At 46.6% G+C, this 18,371-nt stretch carries 16 protein-coding genes and 1 tRNA gene; 6 read left to right on the forward strand and 11 right to left on the reverse strand.

Translation table 11 applies throughout. The features are described from left to right. Nucleotides 1-147 precede the first annotated feature (147 nt). Nucleotides 148-627 carry a DUF4293 domain-containing protein gene (locus EFA69_RS02540; protein ID WP_123131525.1) on the forward strand — a complete coding sequence of 160 codons (480 nt, stop codon included), beginning with the start codon at nucleotides 148-150 and terminating at the stop codon, nucleotides 625-627. Between the two features lie 160 nt (nucleotides 628-787). Here the strand turns inward: EFA69_RS02540 and EFA69_RS02545 are convergent, their stop codons facing one another. From EFA69_RS02545 to EFA69_RS02575, 7 genes are all read right to left on the reverse strand, one after another. Next, nucleotides 788-1,477 (reverse strand): DUF4476 domain-containing protein, encoded by a 690-nt coding sequence (locus tag EFA69_RS02545; RefSeq protein ID WP_123131526.1) that lies wholly within the window; start codon nucleotides 1,475-1,477, stop codon nucleotides 788-790. Nucleotides 1,478-1,622: 145 nt separating this feature from the next. After that, nucleotides 1,623-2,792 (reverse strand): AIR synthase related protein, encoded by a 1,170-nt coding sequence (locus EFA69_RS02550; protein ID WP_123131527.1) that lies wholly within the window; start codon nucleotides 2,790-2,792, stop codon nucleotides 1,623-1,625. Between the two features lie 155 nt (nucleotides 2,793-2,947). Beyond that, a complete protein-coding gene (locus EFA69_RS02555; RefSeq protein ID WP_123131528.1) occupies nucleotides 2,948-3,130 on the reverse strand; it encodes a hypothetical protein in 183 nt (60 codons plus the stop codon). 71 nt (nucleotides 3,131-3,201) lie between these two features. Further along, complete coding sequence (locus EFA69_RS02560) at nucleotides 3,202-5,121, reverse strand: OmpA family protein (RefSeq protein ID WP_123131529.1); 1,920 nt, start codon at nucleotides 5,119-5,121, stop codon at nucleotides 3,202-3,204. A gap of 14 nt (nucleotides 5,122-5,135) precedes the next feature. Further along, nucleotides 5,136-5,627, reverse strand: coding sequence for a hypothetical protein (locus EFA69_RS02565; RefSeq protein WP_123131530.1), 492 nt, complete (start codon nucleotides 5,625-5,627; stop codon nucleotides 5,136-5,138). A 262-nt stretch (nucleotides 5,628-5,889) separates the two neighbouring features. After that, nucleotides 5,890-6,663, reverse strand: a complete 774-nt coding sequence (locus EFA69_RS02570; RefSeq protein WP_123131531.1) for a (Fe-S)-binding protein — start codon at nucleotides 6,661-6,663, stop codon at nucleotides 5,890-5,892. Nucleotides 6,664-6,798: 135 nt separating this feature from the next. After that, nucleotides 6,799-8,127 carry a (Fe-S)-binding protein gene (locus EFA69_RS02575; protein WP_123131532.1) on the reverse strand — a complete coding sequence of 443 codons (1,329 nt, stop codon included), beginning with the start codon at nucleotides 8,125-8,127 and terminating at the stop codon, nucleotides 6,799-6,801. Between the two features lie 206 nt (nucleotides 8,128-8,333). Between EFA69_RS02575 and EFA69_RS02580 the strand changes: the two genes are divergently transcribed. Both EFA69_RS02580 and EFA69_RS02585 read left to right on the forward strand, forming a co-directional pair. Further along, nucleotides 8,334-8,409 (forward strand) — tRNA-Phe (locus EFA69_RS02580). 128 nt (nucleotides 8,410-8,537) lie between these two features. Then, nucleotides 8,538-9,632, forward strand: a complete 1,095-nt coding sequence (locus EFA69_RS02585) for a Fic family protein (protein WP_123131533.1) — start codon at nucleotides 8,538-8,540, stop codon at nucleotides 9,630-9,632. Between the two features lie 366 nt (nucleotides 9,633-9,998). On the opposite strand, the gene EFA69_RS02590 is transcribed toward EFA69_RS02585, so the two are convergent. Together EFA69_RS02590 and EFA69_RS02595 are read right to left on the reverse strand one after the other, a co-directional pair. Further along, nucleotides 9,999-10,481 carry an HNH endonuclease signature motif containing protein gene (locus EFA69_RS02590; RefSeq protein ID WP_123131534.1) on the reverse strand — a complete coding sequence of 161 codons (483 nt, stop codon included), beginning with the start codon at nucleotides 10,479-10,481 and terminating at the stop codon, nucleotides 9,999-10,001. A gap of 54 nt (nucleotides 10,482-10,535) precedes the next feature. Beyond that, nucleotides 10,536-11,525 carry a hypothetical protein gene (locus EFA69_RS02595; protein WP_123131535.1) on the reverse strand — a complete coding sequence of 330 codons (990 nt, stop codon included), beginning with the start codon at nucleotides 11,523-11,525 and terminating at the stop codon, nucleotides 10,536-10,538. 256 nt (nucleotides 11,526-11,781) lie between these two features. Here EFA69_RS02595 and dcm point away from each other — a divergent pair, with 256 nt between their 5' ends. From dcm to EFA69_RS02610, 3 genes are all read left to right on the forward strand, one after another. Further along, nucleotides 11,782-12,903, forward strand: a complete 1,122-nt coding sequence (gene dcm / locus EFA69_RS02600) for a DNA (cytosine-5-)-methyltransferase (RefSeq protein WP_123131536.1) — start codon at nucleotides 11,782-11,784, stop codon at nucleotides 12,901-12,903. A 78-nt stretch (nucleotides 12,904-12,981) separates the two neighbouring features. Then, a complete protein-coding gene (locus tag EFA69_RS02605) occupies nucleotides 12,982-14,280 on the forward strand; it encodes a type II restriction endonuclease (protein ID WP_148041236.1) in 1,299 nt (432 codons plus the stop codon). Next, complete coding sequence (locus EFA69_RS02610; RefSeq protein ID WP_123131538.1) at nucleotides 14,201-14,581, forward strand: very short patch repair endonuclease; 381 nt, start codon at nucleotides 14,201-14,203, stop codon at nucleotides 14,579-14,581. Before EFA69_RS02605 ends, EFA69_RS02610 begins: the two co-directional genes overlap by 80 nt. Here EFA69_RS02610 and EFA69_RS02615 read toward each other — a convergent pair. Next, nucleotides 14,574-15,656, reverse strand: a complete 1,083-nt coding sequence (locus tag EFA69_RS02615) for a competence protein CoiA family protein (protein ID WP_123131539.1) — start codon at nucleotides 15,654-15,656, stop codon at nucleotides 14,574-14,576. The genes EFA69_RS02610 and EFA69_RS02615 overlap by 8 nt on opposite strands. 406 nt (nucleotides 15,657-16,062) lie before the next feature. Next, a complete protein-coding gene (locus EFA69_RS02620; RefSeq protein WP_123131540.1) occupies nucleotides 16,063-17,814 on the reverse strand; it encodes a DUF262 domain-containing protein in 1,752 nt (583 codons plus the stop codon). Nucleotides 17,815-18,371: the final 557 nt, after the last annotated feature.

Genomic DNA, 18,371 nt, shown 5'->3' on the forward strand with positions numbered 1-18,371 from the left:
TTTACTTCCCTGATTCACAGGAAGATTTTTTATTTGCCGCTCCCTGACAGCAGAAAGCCGCAGAAACCTGTATTTCTGGCCAGAGGGGGAGTTACCTCATTGCCAAGATTTATGTAGCTTTGCAGGCACTATTGAAACCAAAAATTTATGATACAGAGAGTTCAGAGCGTTTTCCTGTTTTTGATTGTGGTGGCCATGGTAGCCATGTTCTTTTTGCCAATCTGGGCTAAAACTGATCCGGCCACTGGTCAGGAATACGCCTTAACCGCTTTCTCCTTGTCGGGGGTGGGTACGGCAGCGGCCAGCGCCCCTTCCACCAGCACCGTGTTCATTGCTATTCTGGCGGGTGCGGCGGCGCTTATTGCCTTATATGAGATCTTCCAGTACAAGAACCGCCTCACCCAAATGAAACTGGGCTTGCTCAACTCCCTGGTGATGGCTGCGCTCATGGGCTGCGCTTTCTACTTCTCCTCCTACGTGGGCGAAGACCTGGTGAAAACCCAAACCCAGGGCGAATACCTTTCCGGTTTCTATCTGCCGGCCTTTGGCTTGCTCATGAACGTGCTGGCCAACCGCTTCATTAAGCGTGATGAAGACCTGGTGCGCTCCATGGACCGCCTTCGGTAGAAATAGACGCTTGACGCCGAGGGTTAGCCAATAGGTTTTCCTCCAGCCGTAAGCCCCAAACAGAACGGCTCCGTTTAGATAACGGAGCCGTTCTGTTTGGGGCTTTTATCTTTTAAACCTGATATTCTTCAACTGATGTGTTTCCCATTCGCTTTGCCTATTAGCGTTTATACAGGAAGTCCTGCATCTCGCGTTTACCGGCGGAAGACTCAAAGGCATCCAGCACCCGGCTGAACCGATGGCGGTCGCAGACATAGGCATAGGCGAACTTGGCCAGGGCAACTCTCTGCTCATCAAAGTTCAGTTCTTTCAGGAGCAGGTACAGGTCTTCGGTCAGGAGGCCACCCGCCAGCTTTATCTCGCCCCTGGCGATCTCAAGCCTGCGGTCGTCAAAGTCTTCTTCGCGTATGAACCTGATTACCCGGTCCACATCGCGCTCTTCCATCATGTGGCGGCAGATGTCCTGCGCCGACACCTCTGCGGGCGGCAGCGGGTTCTCCAACGGGATATCTTCCGCTTTGCGGAGCACCAGTCCTAAGGATCTGTGAGAAGTTGGGGTCAGCACATACACACTTTCATAGCCCCGCTCCAAAACTACCTGGGCAGTAATGTTCTGCGCCCTTCGGCCTCTGCCCAGTACCCGTATGCGCAGCAGGTGCTTACCGGCGGGAAGATCCCCCACGGCCACCCTACTGGCGGGAGTTGGGTTAATGATTCGGCCCCCGATGTTGAGCTGGAAATACTCCCCGCGCTGGCTTTCTACCAGAAGAGCGGCCTCTGGCCTTGCCTGCCCGTACAACAGCGGATTCAGGAGGCACAGGCACAATCCTAAAAAGTATAGACGTTTCATGGCTGGTACAGTTGAAATCGTTCACCTACTCCAAAACCAATATTGTGCCAAATCTATATTTAAAGCCGAAGCCCTTGCGTTTAGGGGCTCTTTTTCTAAAAACAGCCCCTAAACGCAAGGGCTTTCTATAACAGGAAAGAAGAACCTATCCTTCGTAGTAAAACTGGCCGTACGGGCTGGTGATGGTGAGTTCGTTTTTCTCGCTGGCCTCTACCCTGCCAATGATCTGCGCATCAATGTTGAACGATTGGGAAATCTGGATAAGGTCCTGCGCGATGGCCTCGGGCACGTACAGCTCCAGACGGTGCCCCATGTTGAAGACTTTGTACATCTCCTGCCAGCTGGTGTTGCTCTGCTCCTGAATAAGCCTGAACAGCGGCGGCACCGGCAACAGATTGTCTTTGATGATGTGTACGTTCTGGGTGAAATGCAGCACTTTGGTCTGCGCTCCGCCGCTGCAATGCACCATGCCGTGCAATTGGCTGCGGTAGTCCTTCAAGATAGCCTGCACCAGCGGCGCGTACGTTCTGGTGGGCGACAGCACCAGTTTGCCTACCGTAAGGCCAGTTTCCTCGTTCACGTCTGTGAGTTTGCTGCTCCCGGAATAAACCAAATCGGCGGGAACGGCGGGGTCAAAGCTTTCTGGGTAAGCCTGGGCCAGGTAATTGGCAAACACATCATGGCGGGCGCTGGTTAAGCCGTTGCTGCCCATGCCGCCGTTGTACTCATTTTCATAGGTAGCCTGGCCGTAAGACGCAAAGCCCACAATCACATCGCCGGGTTGGATGGTGTGGTTGGAGATCACGTCACTGCGCTTCATGCGGGCGGTCACGGTGCTGTCCACAATAATGGTGCGCACCAGATCACCCACATCAGCGGTTTCGCCGCCGGTGCTGTAGATGCCAATGCCGTTGTCGCGCAGCATCTGCAACACTTCCTCGGTGCCGTTGATGATGGCGGCAATCACTTCGCCGGGCACCAGGTTCTTGTTGCGGCCAATGGTGGAGGAAAGTAGGATGTTCTCCGTGGCGCCCACGCAGAGCAGGTCATCGGTGTTCATGACAATGGCATCCTGGGCAATGCCTTTCCAAACGGAAATATCGCCGGTCTCTTTCCAGTACAGGTACGCCAGCGCCGATTTGGTGCCCGCGCCGTCGGCGTGCATGATGTTACAGTACTCAGGATCGCCCACCAACAGGTCTGGGATAATCTTGCAGAACGCTTTGGGGAACAAACCTTTGTCTATGTTCTTGATGGCGTTGTGTACATCTTCTTTAGACGCGGAAACGCCGCGCTGCAGGTACCTGTTTTCCATGGGAGGCAGTGATTGAAGTAAAAGCTGTTTTGAGCCTAATTTCGCAAAAAGAGCCCCTAAACGGGAATTGGCTCATTGCTGGGCAAAAATAAGAAAGCCTCCCGGTTCTGGGAGGCTTTTCTTGTGGTATTTCTGTTTAGAGCAGCAACATAGGTTTACTGCCCTTGTTCCTGTTTCCGTTTTACGAAGGCCGTTACCATCATCGCCAGCCCCAGGCCTAGCAGACCGCCCTCCACAAAAGAGGCATTCTTCCCTTGGAAAGGCATGTCAAAGAATAAAGGGGCTACCCCGAAGGCTGTAAACAAAAGACCTAAAATAAAAATTAATTTGCTTTTCATGCTTCGGCTAAACAGTTGAACACTTCGGTTTAAAGAAACTTACAGAACAGACCTTGAAAACGGCAAAGAGACTACTCATCAATGCGGGTCACGGTGAATTCTGTGCGGCGGTTACGTTGGTGCTGAGCCTCGGTTTTGGCGTTGCGCACTACCGGCCTGGTCTCGCCGTAGCCGCGGGCGGTGATGCGTTTGGGGTCAATGCCTTTGGAGATGATGTAGTCTACCGCACTCTGCGCCCGGCGCTGCGACAGATCCAGGTTATAGATGTCTACCCCGCGGCTGTCTGTGTGCGAACTCAACTCAATGGTGATGGTAGGGTTATCTATCAAGGTCTGCACCAGTTTGTCCAGTTCCACGGCGGCATCTGGCCTAATATTGGCTTTGTCATAGTCGTAGAAGATGTTCTCTACCACAATGGCCTTGTTGCGCACAATTTTACTCAGGGTAAGCGTGGTGGTAAGCCTGATGTCGGTCACGGGCTGCGTAAGCTGGCTCTGCGGCGGCGTTTTGCCCTGGGTCACCACTGGTTGGCGGGCCGCAAAATAACCGGAGCGCTCCGCGATGACGGAGTACACGCTGGCGGTATCTAATTTAAATGTGAAAGCGCCGGAGGCATCTGCGGTGGCTTCGGTGATCTTTACCCCCTGGGCGTTTTGCAGTGTAACGCGGGCATTGGCCATGGGCGTGGTGGCATTTGTTTTCTCGTTGCGCTCCAGCACGCGGCCGTCTACAAAGAAATTAACCAGTTTTGGCTGCCGCTTCACAAAGGAATAGAGGTCATCGCCGCCCTGGCCGCCGGCTCGGTTAGAGGCGAAAATACCTTGGTCCTGCCCAGTAACCAGCAGCGAAAAATCATCGCCTATGGAATTGATGGGCGCGCCTAAGTTGATGACCGAGTCACCGCTGATGCGGAAGAGGTCCAGTCCGCCCAAGCCGGGATGGCCGTCTGAGGCAATGTACAGGGTGCCGTCTGGTGCCACGTAGGGGAAAGACTCGTTGCCCGGCGTGTTGATGGTGGGTCCTAAGTTCTCTGGTCTGGAGAAGCGACCACCTGCATCCAGAGTAGTTTTCCAGATATCGCGCCCGCCCTGGCCACCGCGGCGGTCTGAGGAGAAATACAGCGTTTTGCCGTCTGGCGAAAAAGCAGGCGAGGCATCCCAGGCGGCGGCGTCATTGAAGCTGGCCGCCCGCGGCTCAGACCACTGCCCGGTCTTATACTGTGAGATGTACAGGTCTACGTTGGCGCTCCCAGACTTCTTGCCGGTATTGCCCCGGGCAAAGACCATGGTACGGCCTTCATTGGTGAACGCCGGCGAGGCATCGTGCACCTCAGGGGCGTTCAGCTGCTCGGCAAAAGGTCTTACCGTGGCGGCGGCGGTGTTGCCGGTATCTGCCAGAGGAACCACGTACAGGTTCAAAAACCCTTCGCCGTTGCCTTTATACTTTGCGTCCTCACGGGTGGAGGAGAAAATGAGCTCATTGTTAAGAACCACCGGCGAAAACTCAGACGCCGCCGAGTTAGACGCGGGCACCGGCTTCACAATCTGGTAAGAAGGCGTCTTGATGATGTTGGCTACCTGCTCCAGGTTCTTCACCTCCAGCTGCGCCAGTTTGATGTAGGTCTTGTTGGAAGCCACGGCCAGATACCGCTGCAATTGCGCGGCGGCCTCCTCATACTTGCCGTTGGCCTTGAGTGCCATACCGTAGCGGAACATGGTTTCCTCGTTCTTGCGGCCAGCGTCCAGGGCGGCTTTGTAGTATTGCTCGGCCTGCGGGAGGCGGTTAGACAGACGGTAAGCCTCGGCCAGTTTGAAATTCACCTCGGCACCGGTGCGTCCTTTGTTCAGCGCGGCCTGGTAATTTTCAATGGCTAATTGGTATTCTTCTCTACTGAAGTTCTTGTCGCCTTTTTGTACGGAGCTACGGAAGGGCCCGCAAGCCGCCACAGCCAAAGACAAGGCCAGTACAAGGATTCGGTTCTGTCGCATCATGTGCCTCTTACGCGTTATTGGCTCTGAAAGTAGCGAGCCAGCCAAGTATCTTTAGCGGGTTTGGGCCACTGTTCCCGCAGGGCACCCACTGTTTGCACTAAGGTATCAAAATAAAGGGAATCAGGCGATAGAGTACCGGCCGCTATCTGCGCTTTTATATCGGCCATCGCCACCGTGCGCACCTGGCTCTGCTCCTGGAAGGCCAACTGCGTGCGGTCAAATAATTTAACGTTAAAGTCCTCTTCTAATTGCCTTAGGAAAGAGACTGATTTATCTATGGAACAGCCGCTGGCCGAGGCTACCTGCTCATTGGTGGCCAGAAACAGAAAGTGGTGCTCCAGAATGCTGAAGGATGCCTGCAGATCACGCCCGTGGCTGCTCCACTCCGTTACGAAATCCTGCAGCCGCTGGTTCATCTGCGCTTCTTCCTCTACAGAAAGCGGTCTACTGATCTGGTATGCCCACACCCGGCTATACGGCGGTAATTGTTCAAAAGGAACGTACATGGCAATGTGCTAATGAGGTAAGCGCCTTGGCAGCGTAAGAAACAACTCACGTACAGAAACGCTTACAATGGGTAAATAGGACGTTTAGCGGCTCTTTTTCAAAAAAGAGCCGCTAAACGCATTTTTCAATCTGGCTTTTTACTCTATCGTCAACTTCAGGAGCCAAAGGAAAGCCAATGGCTACCGGAATGGTTTGTCTGAACTTGCCTTTGCGTTTAGGGGCTGTTTTTAGAAAAAGAGCACCTAAACGCAAACCAACCTGCTAGGCGTTGATGCCTTCGGCCTGGGCAATGAGTTCGGCAATGTCAAAGACTTTCACGTTGTCTTCCTGGTTCTTGTTCTTCACGCCGTCGGCCATCATGGTCATGCAGAACGGGCAGGCGGAGGCAATGATGGTGGCACCGGTGCCAATGGCTTCCTCGGCGCGTTCCACGTTGATGTCTTTGTTGCCCGGCTCTGGTTCTTTCCACATCTGGGCGCCACCGGCACCGCAGCACAGGCCGTTGGCGCGGCTGCGTTTCATCTCCACCAGGTCGGCATCTAAAGCAGCCAGTACCTCGCGCGGAGCCTCATAGATGTTGTTAGCGCGGCCCAGGTAGCAGGAGTCATGGAAGGTGATGCGCTTGCCCTTGAACTCGCCGCCCCCGGCAATTTTCACTTTGCCCTCATTGATGAGGTTCTGCAAAAACGTGGAGTGGTGGATGACCTCATAGTTTCCGCCCAGCGCCGGGTACTCGTTCTTAATGGTATTGAAGCAGTGCGGGCAGGCCGTCACAATGGTCTTGATGCCGTAGCCGTCCAGCGTGGCAATGTTGGTCATGGCCTGCATCTGGAACAGGAACTCATTGCCGGCACGCTTGGCGGGGTCTCCGGTGCAGGTTTCTTCCATGCCCAGCACGGCGTACTTGGTGCCCACGTGCTCCAGAATGCGCACGAAGGCGCGGGTCACGCTTTTGTAGCGGTCATCAAAGGCGCCGGCGCAGCCAACCCAGAATAATACTTCCGGAGATTCACCGCGGGCGGCCAAATCTGCCATGACGGGTACTTGTATCTGTTTTTTCTCTGACATGAGGTGCGTATGCTAAGTAAGATTGTAAAGTGCTAGCAGGCTAATTTACTCGGCATGCAGCACAAAAGCTAAGGTTTGTTCGGCAAAGCCGAAGGAAATGGCTTAGTTCTTAGAAGCCATGAATAAATCATCGGCCCAGTTGAACCGGTCGCTGGGCGAGAAGGCCCACGGGGCCCCGTTGTTCTCAATGTTGCTGAACATGGTATTGAGGGCCGCCGGCGCCGCCGATTCTTCCAGCACCAGGAAGCGGCGCAAGTCAATGATGGTAGACAGCTGGTTGATGTTCACGGGGCAAGACTCCACGCAGGCGTTGCAAGTGGTGCAGGCCCAGAGCTCTTCCGGCGTTACGTACCCGCGCAGCAGCGTACGCTCCTCGGTTACCTTCACGCGCTCAGACTCTTCTTTGTAGTGCGCCGGCGCGAAGATGATAGGCGAATGCCCTTTCTCTTCCAGGCGGTCGCGGGTGTCCATCACAATCTTACGCGGCGACAGCAACTTACCTGTAATATTGGCTGGGCATACGCTGGTACAGCGACCACACTCGGTACAGGTGTAGGCATCCATGAGCTGCTTCCAGGTGAGGTCTTCCACGTCTTTGGCCCCAAATTTCTGCGGATCTGCGCCTTCGGGGGCGGGTGGTACCACATAGCTGGGGTCTAGCATGGCTTTGATCTCATGTGTGATGCTCTCTACGTTGCTGAACTGGCCCTTGGGCTCCAGTTTGCTGTAGTACACATTAGGGAACGACATGAGAATGTGGAAGTGCTTGGAGCTGGGCAGGTAGTTCATGAACGCCAGAATACCAATAATGTGCACCCACCAGCCAATACCGGCAATGGTTTTGAGGGTACTCACATCACTCCCGAACAGATCTACCAATCCTGAGGTAACCGGAAAAGCCCCCGCCAACTGCACGCCATTCAACTGCGACAGTTTCTGATCTGCGATGTTGAACGCGAACAGCGCCAGCATGAGCACGATCTCCGTGATGAGGATCACGTTGGCATCCAGCTTAGGCCAGGCGCGCATCTCGGGCCCGCGGGTGAGGCGCGGCACTTTGGTGAGGTTGCGGCGTGCCAGGAAAATAACGCAGGCAATGATCACCAGCAGTCCCAGAATCTCATTGATGGCCATGAGCACGTTGTACACCGGCCCCAGAAAGCCCAGCACCCGGTGCGTACCAAAGGTACCGTCAATCAAAATCTCAATCAGTTCCACGTTAATCACCAGGAACCCGATGTACACAAACAGGTGCAACACGGCCGGCAAGGGGCGCTTGAACATTTTTTGTTGGCCAAACGCCACCAGCAAAAGGGTGTTAATGCGTTGCGAGACATCGCCGGCAATGGTCTTGTCGCGCCCCAGGTTAATGTTATGGGCAATCTTGCGTATCTGCCAGCCAAACAGCCCGATACCGAGCGCCGCCACCATGATAAAGGCTATACTACTTATCACAAAAAGGAAGTTTTACGTTGGAGTTTGCTTCTATTACGAACGAATTTAGCAAAGTATTCGGAAAAGGGTATAAAAGATTTTTTTGCATTAAGTTTTGCAAATCCGATCAGGCTTCCTACATTTGCATACTTTTTCACCAGAACGGTAGCGAAACGCCTCCGGAACGGTTGCTAAAAGATGCTGGTGATGTAGCTCAGTTGGTAGAGCAAAGGACTGAAAATCCTTGTGTCGTTGGTTCGATTCCAATCATCACCACCAGCAGAAAAGAGAATCCCGCTTCAAGTAATTGGAGCGGGATTTTTGTTTTAGGGCGTTTTGGGAAAAGGAGGCTGGAAGCGGAAGAGACTAATTTCTTATCTTGCCTTCTACTCCATCTCCATTTTGTGATGACATCCAGACCTCCACTACTTCCCCCAGCACAAGAATTAGAAACTAAGGCGGTACTTAAGCAGGCTGCCATTGCCCACAGATATTTGGCGGAACTGAAGGGAATAGCGGCCACCATTCCCAACGAGCAAATTCTAATTAATACGCTTACATTACAGGAAGCCCGTGACAGTTCAGCTATTGAAAATATCATCACCACGCAAGATGAATTGTTCAAAGCTGAACTACAGGAAAACTTAGCACTTTCTGCCGCCACCAAAGAAGTTCAGAACTACGCACAGGCTCTAAGAAAAGGCTTTCAAATTGCCCGGCAGCACAAACTTCTCACGTTTAACCACATCTTATCCATTCAGCAAGAGCTAGAGCAAAATAATGCAGGTTTACGTAAACTTCCAGGCACTGCTCTGAAGAATGCCCAAACGGGAGAGACAGTGTATACGCCACCACAAGAGTATGACACTGTCTATGCATTGATGCAGAACTTGGAAGAGTATATTAACGATGACTCACTCAGCGAGGTAGATCCTTTGGTGAAAATGGCAGTGATTCACCATCAGTTTGAGAGCATACATCCTTTCTATGACGGCAATGGGCGCACAGGCCGCATCATCAATATCTTGTATTTAGTCATCAAAGACTTACTCAACCTGCCTATTCTATACCTTAGTCGTTATATTATTGATCAGAAACAGGAATATTACCGTTTGCTGCAATATGTGAGAGACACTAATTTATGGGAGGAGTGGTTACTCTTCATTTTGAAAGGAGTTGAGGTCACGGCTCAGCAAACCATTAATTTAGTGAAGGGCATCAAACAAGTAATGCAACAGCACAAACACCAAATTAGAACGGAACTTCCCAAGCTTTATTCTCAGGATTTGCTGAACAACTTGTTTCGCCACCCATATACTAAAATTGAGTTTTTAGAGCGTGAGTTGCTTATTACCAGAAAAACGGCAGCCAAATACCTTGACCAGTTGGTAAACATAGGCATACTTCACAAAGAAAAGATAGGTAAAGCTAACTTTTACTTAAATCCAAGTTTAGTAGAAGTGATTATTCACACTGGCACTATCCATTACAAGCCTGAGTAGAACTTCAGTCAAACAATAAATTGTCATGGGTAAATTTTTAGATTTCTTACCCATATACTCTTTCTCATAGGTAAGAAATCTAAAAATTTACCCATGAAGAAAATTGAAATGTCTTACAGCCTGTCTCTCTATAGTATTATTATAAGTTATAATCACTTTTATTCTATATAATAATTCATTCCTGTTGGTAGAGCAAAGGACTGAAAATCCTTGTGTCGTTGGTTCGATTCCAATCATCACCACTTTCGCCATCCCTACAGGATGTCGAGTGGTAACAAAAAAGGTCTCTGAAAGTAATTTCAGAGACCTTTTTGCTTTTCGGTGCATTAGGGCAGCAATACTGTGTATGGCGATGCGCTTGGCAAACTATACTACATCAGCCCAGATAGAGCCATTACGAATTCCCCAAATAGTCTTAAAGGATACTTGGTACTCTTCTGCAAGCTCTTTGTTCATTTTACCTATCAAGAACTTACCTCTTATCTCTACTACCTGTTCAGGCTTAAGCTTGGCTCTTCTCCTACCAGCCAACGTAGACTTCTTGATGTTCTCCTTATGTGTAACCCATTGGAGATTGTCAGCTCTGTTGTTCAAGCGGTCATTGTCAATGTGATCTACATAAAGGGCTTCATTGGAGTTAGGCTTGGGCACAAAGTGCTCCGCAACCAACCTGTGAATGAGTTTCCCTACAGATTTCCCATTGAGCTGTACATCAGTCTGCAAGTAACCGTCATTACATAGGCTAGGCCTCATTGGCTTACCTAGTTTCCCTAGCAGCGTTCCGTAGTTCCCAATTTTGTAGCCCTTGAATCCTTCTACGTCTACAAAAACTTCTTCCAAATTTGTCATAACATTATATGGCAAGATTAGAAGAAAGTTTGAGGGGATGATTAGAACACAGGGCTATAGAGTAGGAAGAAGCAAATGCAAAGGAGTAAAGATTTCTTTTGGAACTTTAATAGTGTTTGACCTACCTCCTCCCATTGAAGCTCCCCCAGATTGAGTTACCCAAAAGCAATACTTTAGAACCTCAGAGAACCTTACACCCCACCATTCAATATTTCCCCCCAAATCATCAACCTCTTCAACAAGGTATAAAGCTTCCATATTATTTGATAGAGAAACGAAAAAGGACAACTTAGAAAAGGGTCCAATATCAATACCAAACCAGTCACCAAGCTTAGCATCTGCATAAACTCTTTTGCTTTTTAACTCGATTGGATATGCCTTTCCACTTTTACCGATTATAAAAAAGTCAAGGTCATTAGATGAAACCAAATAATTCCTCTGGAGAAAATATCTAGAATATTCTTTCCAGAAAAGATGAGTCACCAATGAAGAATCACTCCAAACAGGATCCTTTCTATCGATTCTACCCGATTTGTAGGCTCTCATTCCCACTAAGCCTTTCCTCCTAGGAAAGTTTCTCATCATCACGTTGATATCGACTTTCTCCAACCCACTGCTACCAATTAGGTGAGGCTCTAGTTCGTAAGTAGTATTATAGTTCTTTTTCCTTGGGACATCAAAACGACTTTCCCTGCCAGAAGGATCAAAATTTGCGAAATAAGTTTCTATGCCAACCTGATTAAAGAAGGATGATGCTAAAGTTTGGGCTGTAAATGGTGAAGGTGAAAACGACTTTGTCCAGCTAAACCCAAACGAATTTGGCAATACTGCTATTCTTGCCTTTGTGGGCATCAACACAGCATTACTACCAGGTGCTATTATCCATCCTCCAGGAATGATATATCGGTAAAGATCTTTAATCAAAGGGCTTTTCAAATAAGCCTCAAGGCGAATCTCAGCGTTTATTCCTTTTAATTTATTATCGTTGATGGAAGACCATTGAGTTTCCAAAAAATCAATAGCGGTATTTAAATTGCTTGGCATAGGCTAGTTCTAAAGAGTGTAAATCTTCTAAGAACATTCTAGCTAAACAAGACAGCTAATATCTTGTAGAAAATAAAAATTTTTATCTGCATCATTTGGTATTGAAGCCCTTTACCTTTAAGCAAAACAGCATTTTGCACAATTCCCAGGAAACCTGGCAGTTAGCCTAACAAGGCCTGTATTTTTCCCAGGAGTTGCTAATCGCATTAGGATTAACCCGTATAAAGGGTTAAAATTGTAAACTAATTCTTGCGCTATGGACTTCCAATCGAATATAGATTTTCAGCTAACCAGCCAGACTCTGGAGTCTGCTACATCTTCCATAACTCCCGCGCCAGTAAAAAAGGCAAAGCCGAAAAAGGCCAAAAAGATTACTGAGCCTGAGCTTCTATTCAAACCCGCCCCCCTCTTCAAATTCGTTGACCTCTTTGCCGGAATCGGTGGTTTCCGTCTTGGACTGGAGAAAGCTGGCGGAGAGTGCGTATTTACAAGCGAGTGGGATAAGTATTCCCAAAAGACCTACGAAGCTTGGTACGGAGATAAGCCATCGGGAGACATCACACAAATTGACCCTAATACAATTCCAGACTGCGACATCTTGGCCGCGGGCTTCCCTTGCCAGCCGTTTAGTTTGGCCGGCGTGAGCAAGAAGCAAAGCCTCGGAAGGCCTCACGGCTTCTTGGATGCGACACAGGGAACGATGTTCTTCTATGTTGCCACTATCCTTGAAGTAAAGAGACCTCCTGTATTTATCCTTGAGAACGTGAAGAACCTTGTCTCACACGATAAGGGAAAGACATTCAAGGTAATAATGAAAACACTTGAGGAGCTTGGATACAAAGTAGAAAAGCAAATCATTGATGCGGCAGACTACGTCCCTCAGCACAGAGAAAGGATCTTTATTGTTGGCTTTGATAAAAAGGTATTTGGGGAAGACCCTGGGTTCGAATTCCCGGCACCGCCAGCAGGGCCAAGGCCAACATTAAGAGATATACTTGACCCTAATCCTGATCCCAAGTATACATTAAGTGACCATTTATGGAACTACCTACAGGAGTATGCAAGGAAGCACCGGGAAAGAGGCAACGGGTTCGGGTTCGGCCTAGTGGACTTGGATGGACAGTCAAGAACAATTAGTGCAAGATACCACAAGGATGGGGCTGAGATTCTTATTCCTCAAGGAGAAGGGATGAACCCTAGAAGACTTACGCCAAATGAGGCAAAACGTCTGATGGGCTTTGATGATGATTTGCCAATTGTTGTATCTGACACACAGGCATATCGCCAGTTCGGAAACTCACTCTGCCCTCTTATTGCAGAAGCAGTAGGTGCCAACATTGTAGAAGTGATGCTAAAGAATAAGCGCTGGAAGAAATAAAATAGCCATAAACAAATATAGATTGGGTTGGATATTAGAGCGGAAATCGACTCTTTTGTTCAACCCAATTTTTGTTTTATGGCAACTCCGATCGGTGACAGAGCAATAGAAGATGCGCAGGCATATGGAAAAGCGATTCTGAAATACATATCTCCAAACGATCTTGGTCTGACGGGAGGACATCAGAAAGGCTATTACCTGCCAAAAGCTGTTTGGGAGCTCTTTACACCTAACCCGCCCATAAAGGGAGTAAATGCAAAGTCTTGGCCTTCTGTTTTATGGCAGGATGGTACAGTTACAGAATCCTGTATCACTTGGTATGGCACGGGAACCAGGAGCGAATACAGGTTAACCAGATTCGGGAGAGAGTTTCTTTGGCTGACACCTGACAACCTAGGAAGCCTGCTTGTCTTGATACCTATTTCCCATACTGAGATGAGGGCTTACGTCTTGGATATTGAGGATGATATTCTTGACATCCAAAGCTCTCTTGGTATTGAGATTGAGTTTGGAAAGAACTGGGCAGCTTATATAAGAGGCGAGGAGGAGGAACCTGAAACAGAATCTGAATGCATTGAAAGGAAATTCAGGGAATTTACTACCAACCTGGATGCTTTCCCTACGTCTGGGGCCATCTCGACCGGAACACAACGGATATTACTCGAATGCTTAAGCAAATTCAACCAGCTTTCTCTCGATAAGAAAATAATGGAGCTGGTAGATTTTGAATACAAGCTATTTAAAAGAATAGAAAGGCTATTGCTTCAGGACCAGATAGTAAGGGTTTTTAGTGACGTAGATGATTTTGTTGCTACCGCAAACAGTATAACAAACAGGAGAAAGTCCAGAGCTGGCCACTCCTTCGAGCACCATACTGAATTTTTATTGAGGTTAGCCGGAATCCCCTTTGAAAGCCAAGCGAAAATAGAAGGAAACAAGAAGCCTGATATACTGATTCCAAGCAAAGAAGCTTATGAGGATTCTAAATATCCTGCTGAAAAGCTTCGTATGATTGGAATAAAGACCACCTGCAAAGACAGGTGGAGGCAGGTTCTTAATGAAGCCAACAGAGTGCCTAATAAGCATATAATCACAATGCAGAAAGGTATCTCCTCAAACCAATTACAGGAGATGGAAGATGAAGGGGTAACTCTTGTTGTTCCCCAAGACTTGCATACACAATATCCTCCTGAGTGGAGAAGCCGTATCAAAACTTTGGAAGAGTTTGTATCAGAGCTTAAAGCAGATTTAGAGATAGGTGACGGACGTACACAACAAGGAACAGCGGAGCTTCAATATGTCCCGAATCAAGTCCAAGGACACCAAGCCCGAAATGGTAATAAGGCGCCTAGTTCACAGCTTGGGCTATCGTTTTAGACTGCACAGAAAGGACCTGCCCGGAAAACCAGACCTCGTATTTCCCAGCAGGAAAAAAATAATCTTCATAAACGGGTGCTACTGGCATATGCACACCTGTAAGTATGGGGCTGTAGTGCCTAAAACTAATACTGAGTTTTGGCAGACTAAACGACAGTCTAATGTGGACAGGGACATCCGCAATGTAGCTCAATTGAAAGAAATGGGATGGGAAGTGTTTACTGTATGGGAATGTGAGACAAAAGATATCAAACAGCTAACAGTAAAGGTAGTAGACTTTTTGGATGATCCCCCTATTTAGGATATTCACACACCTGATACTCAACTTCCTCTATACCTAATCTACAAACAGAATACTGGCAATCCAGACACTTCCCAACTTCTGCTGCATCAATTGCCTCTTTAATTATCATTAGCCCTTTGTACAAGAAACTATTATACTTTTTCTGCTCCTCTGTTATTTCCGTTGACTCGCCGTGAGGGGGGAATACCCACACCTTTTCATTATTTAAATATATGTAGCGCCCATTTGGAGGGAATCCAAACATTTTACCATTCCAAAAGACTCCGTCAATTATATACCTGAGTTCTTTCCGATTGTAGAAAATAGTCTCCTTTAATCCTCCTAAAGCATCCACTCTCTTAGGGCATCTTGTTGAAACCTCACCCAATACTCTTAGGACCTTGTAACCAAGATTTGCCTTAAAAAAATTCAGCTTCCTTAACTCCTCTCTTTTGACAGCCTCTTCTTGTTTTGCTTTCTCAGCCATTTCTAATTGATAGGCTTTTTCTAAGCGGGGATTAAATATCCAATATTTTTGAGACGTTGAGGAATTAAAAAAGGCTTCCAACTTCTCCTCATCCAATTCCTGACCAGATAAGTCTATTTCAATACAAGGAATCCCTTTATTTATAAGTTTCTTTCTTTTTAGCTCGTCTATAAAATGGCTATTAGCAAATTCAATATAGATGGTTCGACTCCTCAGACTTCCAATGGCATCAGGGATTAAAAAACTGTCCCCGACTTTGACTCTTTGTTCAAGAACCACAGAATCAAAGCTTACCTCACTACCCCTTGTATATAAGGATACTTCATTATTAGGGTTAAAATCATAGTGAAAATCGGGTATAAATAACCTTTTAGTTTTGGCCAGAACCGCTTTAGCTAATAAATGCAGAGCTGTTTCATAAGCTCCTGCGCATTCCGCTCCAGACAAGTGTGCAAAATGATGCGCTTTTATATTTGCTATGTTGTTTTTAGCAACCAGCTCCTCTGAGCAGTTTGAACAAACACAATTACAAGCTCGGCCGTTGGCGACTTCTGAAATGTGTTTCAATTCACCTCTATTTACCCCATAAGTAAGGAGACGATTCATAGTATTGGTTTTACAAAGCCATATATGTTATATTATATATAAGCATAAAGCATACCGAAAATAATAAGGCGAAATGAAAACTCTTTCCTAAATATAAGGCAGGAGATCGCTACGCAAAAAGCAATGCACCAACCAAGGGGAATGAGTAACATTTTAAGCAGGATTGAGCAGCACTGATTCAGACTTACTAAGTCAAAGAAGGCCATCAACAAAACTATCTGATTCACTAGCCCAGACCCAGAGAAACTACAAGCCCCTGCCAAGTTTTCAATGCGTCTAACTCAGATGCTACAAGACTTGCGCTTTAGAACTACTACTTTGCAATGAATAAAGAAACCATACAATTATTGAATTAGCTTTAAAAGAAGAGACCACACTTTATAAAGTGTGGTCTCTTCTTTTAAAGCTAATTCAATCTATCAAGGCTCCATATTTCTAATGCTGCTTTGACTATCTTATCCCTCCTCCTTTCAATAGCAGTCTTATCCCAAACAGGATTTGACTTATCAGCAACAAATTCAATGATTTCTTTTTGTTGATTGAGGAGATTATCCTTCCCATATACTTCTAACTTTTTAGAAAATGCTTTATTCCCAAGAGAACTGTTTTGGGATTGGGCAATAAGCATAAGGTTACCTATACTGTTTAACCAACTCCCGGAAGAGATACCATCCTTAGGCTCTGCTTCAACTTTATAGGGTCCATAACCATTGGCAACAGGGTCACCATTAGTAGGGGTCTGGGGAGCTATGTGCTCAATACTTTCATTTCTTATCAAATCCTTAAAAGATACATTATGGGGGACAGGGTGGTTCTTATCAGCCAATTGGAGCTCATATCTCCAAAGCAAATAATTATCTACTCGGTTCTGATAAAAATCCCCGCTGTAAAGTTGATTCTTTAAAGAATTGTCATTCCAGTACCACCACCAATTACTTTGCCTAATACTATTGATTGTACTAGAGATGGTTGTATCTATATCTTCAGCTGACTTGAAAGGTACCAGATAGTGGTTCAATCGTGACTCTATTTCAGCCCTCCCCCCTCGAATAAGGCTTCTGAAAGTAATGTTCTCGAGCAGCCTTACAAGACGATCTATGGAGGATTCACTTACTCCATACTTATAAGCTTTGATAAGGAAAGGATAAGAAAGAGCCATATTGTTCAGGTCTCGCAAATGACGTGTATGAACATCATTAGACTTCTCAACTTTTTCTACGGTCTGAAATGCTTGTGCTAACCCGGATACAAACCCCTTTATCCATTTCGTTCTTGAATTTAATTCACCCTGCTGCCCAGACTTTGTTTTTATCTTGTTCTTTATGCCTTCAATCACTTCAGCACTATAAAAACCTTGGCCACTCACAGCTCGCCAGTAATGATTCAGAACTTCATCCTCGTCGAGATTAATGCGAACTATCTGCTTGTATATTTTTGAAAACTCATCCTCTAGATAGGTAATATTGTCACTGATCTTTTCTTTAGAGCCGCTTGACAAATAAATTTGAAGCATAAAGTATGCTTTAATAATTTCCAGCTTTGACAACTTTTTACCTCTGTCATTCTGAAATGCGAAAACCTGAGCCGCCTGAACTTTGTCCTTTACAATGAATTCAGTCACAGTTGCGTCTTCAATGATTTGGCACCACCTCTCCAAGAGTTCGGTAGAAAGAGTTGCAAATTGTTTTGAGAATACCTTCTTAGCATTTCTAATCCTTTCTTTGGAAGTCGTATCCACTTCCTGTGAGTGTCCTTCTCTCCCTTCAATAATTTCCTCTACAAAGAAATTATTGTCGCTCCGGACAGTTTTGAATTTTTGAGTATCCTCTATTTTGTCTACAAGGTAGCGTGAAGCAAGAGCATCCAAATCTACTCTGATTTCTTCGCTACTCTTCTTTCTCTCCTCCAATACCCTTCTGAGGACACTAAAGAAGATGACACAGGTTGTAAGCCGCTGCTGACCATCTATCACATACAACGTTGAGTCATCATTTGACTCGAAAAGAAAATGCCCGAGATAATATTGATTTTCGGCATTTTTCAGGTCTTCGAGAAATTGATTGATTTGCTTATCTTCCCAAGAATAGGCTCTTTGATATGATGGTATCTCGAACTTTCTGCTACCTGTCCCAAACAACTGACTAATAGTGCTTTCCATTTATAATAAATTAATTATGCTTTATTTTTTGCAAATCAAACTATCTATTTTTGACAATTCAGTTTAAGAGGTTCTCAATATATAGATATTTGCATATAATTCCTTTTAATAGATTTCAATCATCTAAATTCTTACACACTTGAGAACCCTGTCACTTACTCTAAAATAGACGTGAGAACTTATTGACTACTTCAATTAGATAGCGATTGCATTCCCTTGCTCATTCATTACGACTAGCACGTTATCCTATCTGGACCTAAAGTGGGCTGTTGCCTTAGCTCAAGAATTGAGTTTATGCAACACAGAAGCATATTGGTTTAGATTCAATCAATGACGAGTTCAGTTAATATCAGGGTGGACAACCAGGGAATCCCCTAAGATAGTTTTAGCCAAGCTTAAACCAATCTAAGATTGTGAACGACTTCTATCGAGAGAGTAACTAATAAACAGGAGAGATAACCAAAGCCAAAGAAAAGAAGCAGATTGACTAGAAGGGGTCAAAATAGCTTTAGCAATAGGAGATGAATCAAGGAAATCGATTAGTAACTTTGAAAATT

The organism is Rufibacter immobilis, assembly GCF_003721565.1.
Classification (GTDB): Bacteria; Bacteroidota; Bacteroidia; order Cytophagales; family Hymenobacteraceae; genus Nibribacter; species Nibribacter immobilis.

Bases quoted from the DNA above. Each gene is read 5' to 3' on its own strand.
- EFA69_RS02540 (WP_123131525.1), top strand. From the start codon at position 148: ATGATACAGAGAGTTCAGAGCGTTTTCCTGTTTTTGATTGTGGTGGCC.
- EFA69_RS02545 (WP_123131526.1), bottom strand. From the start codon at position 1,477: ATGAAACGTCTATACTTTTTAGGATTGTGCCTGTGCCTCCTGAATCCG.
- EFA69_RS02550 (WP_123131527.1), bottom strand. From the start codon at position 2,792: ATGGAAAACAGGTACCTGCAGCGCGGCGTTTCCGCGTCTAAAGAAGAT.
- EFA69_RS02555 (WP_123131528.1), bottom strand. From the start codon at position 3,130: ATGAAAAGCAAATTAATTTTTATTTTAGGTCTTTTGTTTACAGCCTTC.
- EFA69_RS02560 (WP_123131529.1), bottom strand. From the start codon at position 5,121: ATGATGCGACAGAACCGAATCCTTGTACTGGCCTTGTCTTTGGCTGTG.
- EFA69_RS02565 (WP_123131530.1), bottom strand. From the start codon at position 5,627: ATGTACGTTCCTTTTGAACAATTACCGCCGTATAGCCGGGTGTGGGCA.
- EFA69_RS02570 (WP_123131531.1), bottom strand. From the start codon at position 6,663: ATGGCAGATTTGGCCGCCCGCGGTGAATCTCCGGAAGTATTATTCTGG.
- EFA69_RS02575 (WP_123131532.1), bottom strand. From the start codon at position 8,127: ATGGTGGCGGCGCTCGGTATCGGGCTGTTTGGCTGGCAGATACGCAAG.
- EFA69_RS02585 (WP_123131533.1), top strand. From the start codon at position 8,538: ATGACATCCAGACCTCCACTACTTCCCCCAGCACAAGAATTAGAAACT.
- EFA69_RS02590 (WP_123131534.1), bottom strand. From the start codon at position 10,481: ATGACAAATTTGGAAGAAGTTTTTGTAGACGTAGAAGGATTCAAGGGC.
- EFA69_RS02595 (WP_123131535.1), bottom strand. From the start codon at position 11,525: ATGCCAAGCAATTTAAATACCGCTATTGATTTTTTGGAAACTCAATGG.
- dcm (WP_123131536.1), top strand. From the start codon at position 11,782: ATGGACTTCCAATCGAATATAGATTTTCAGCTAACCAGCCAGACTCTG.
- EFA69_RS02605 (WP_148041236.1), top strand. From the start codon at position 12,982: ATGGCAACTCCGATCGGTGACAGAGCAATAGAAGATGCGCAGGCATAT.
- EFA69_RS02610 (WP_123131538.1), top strand. From the start codon at position 14,201: ATGTCCCGAATCAAGTCCAAGGACACCAAGCCCGAAATGGTAATAAGG.
- EFA69_RS02615 (WP_123131539.1), bottom strand. From the start codon at position 15,656: ATGAATCGTCTCCTTACTTATGGGGTAAATAGAGGTGAATTGAAACAC.
- EFA69_RS02620 (WP_123131540.1), bottom strand. From the start codon at position 17,814: ATGGAAAGCACTATTAGTCAGTTGTTTGGGACAGGTAGCAGAAAGTTC.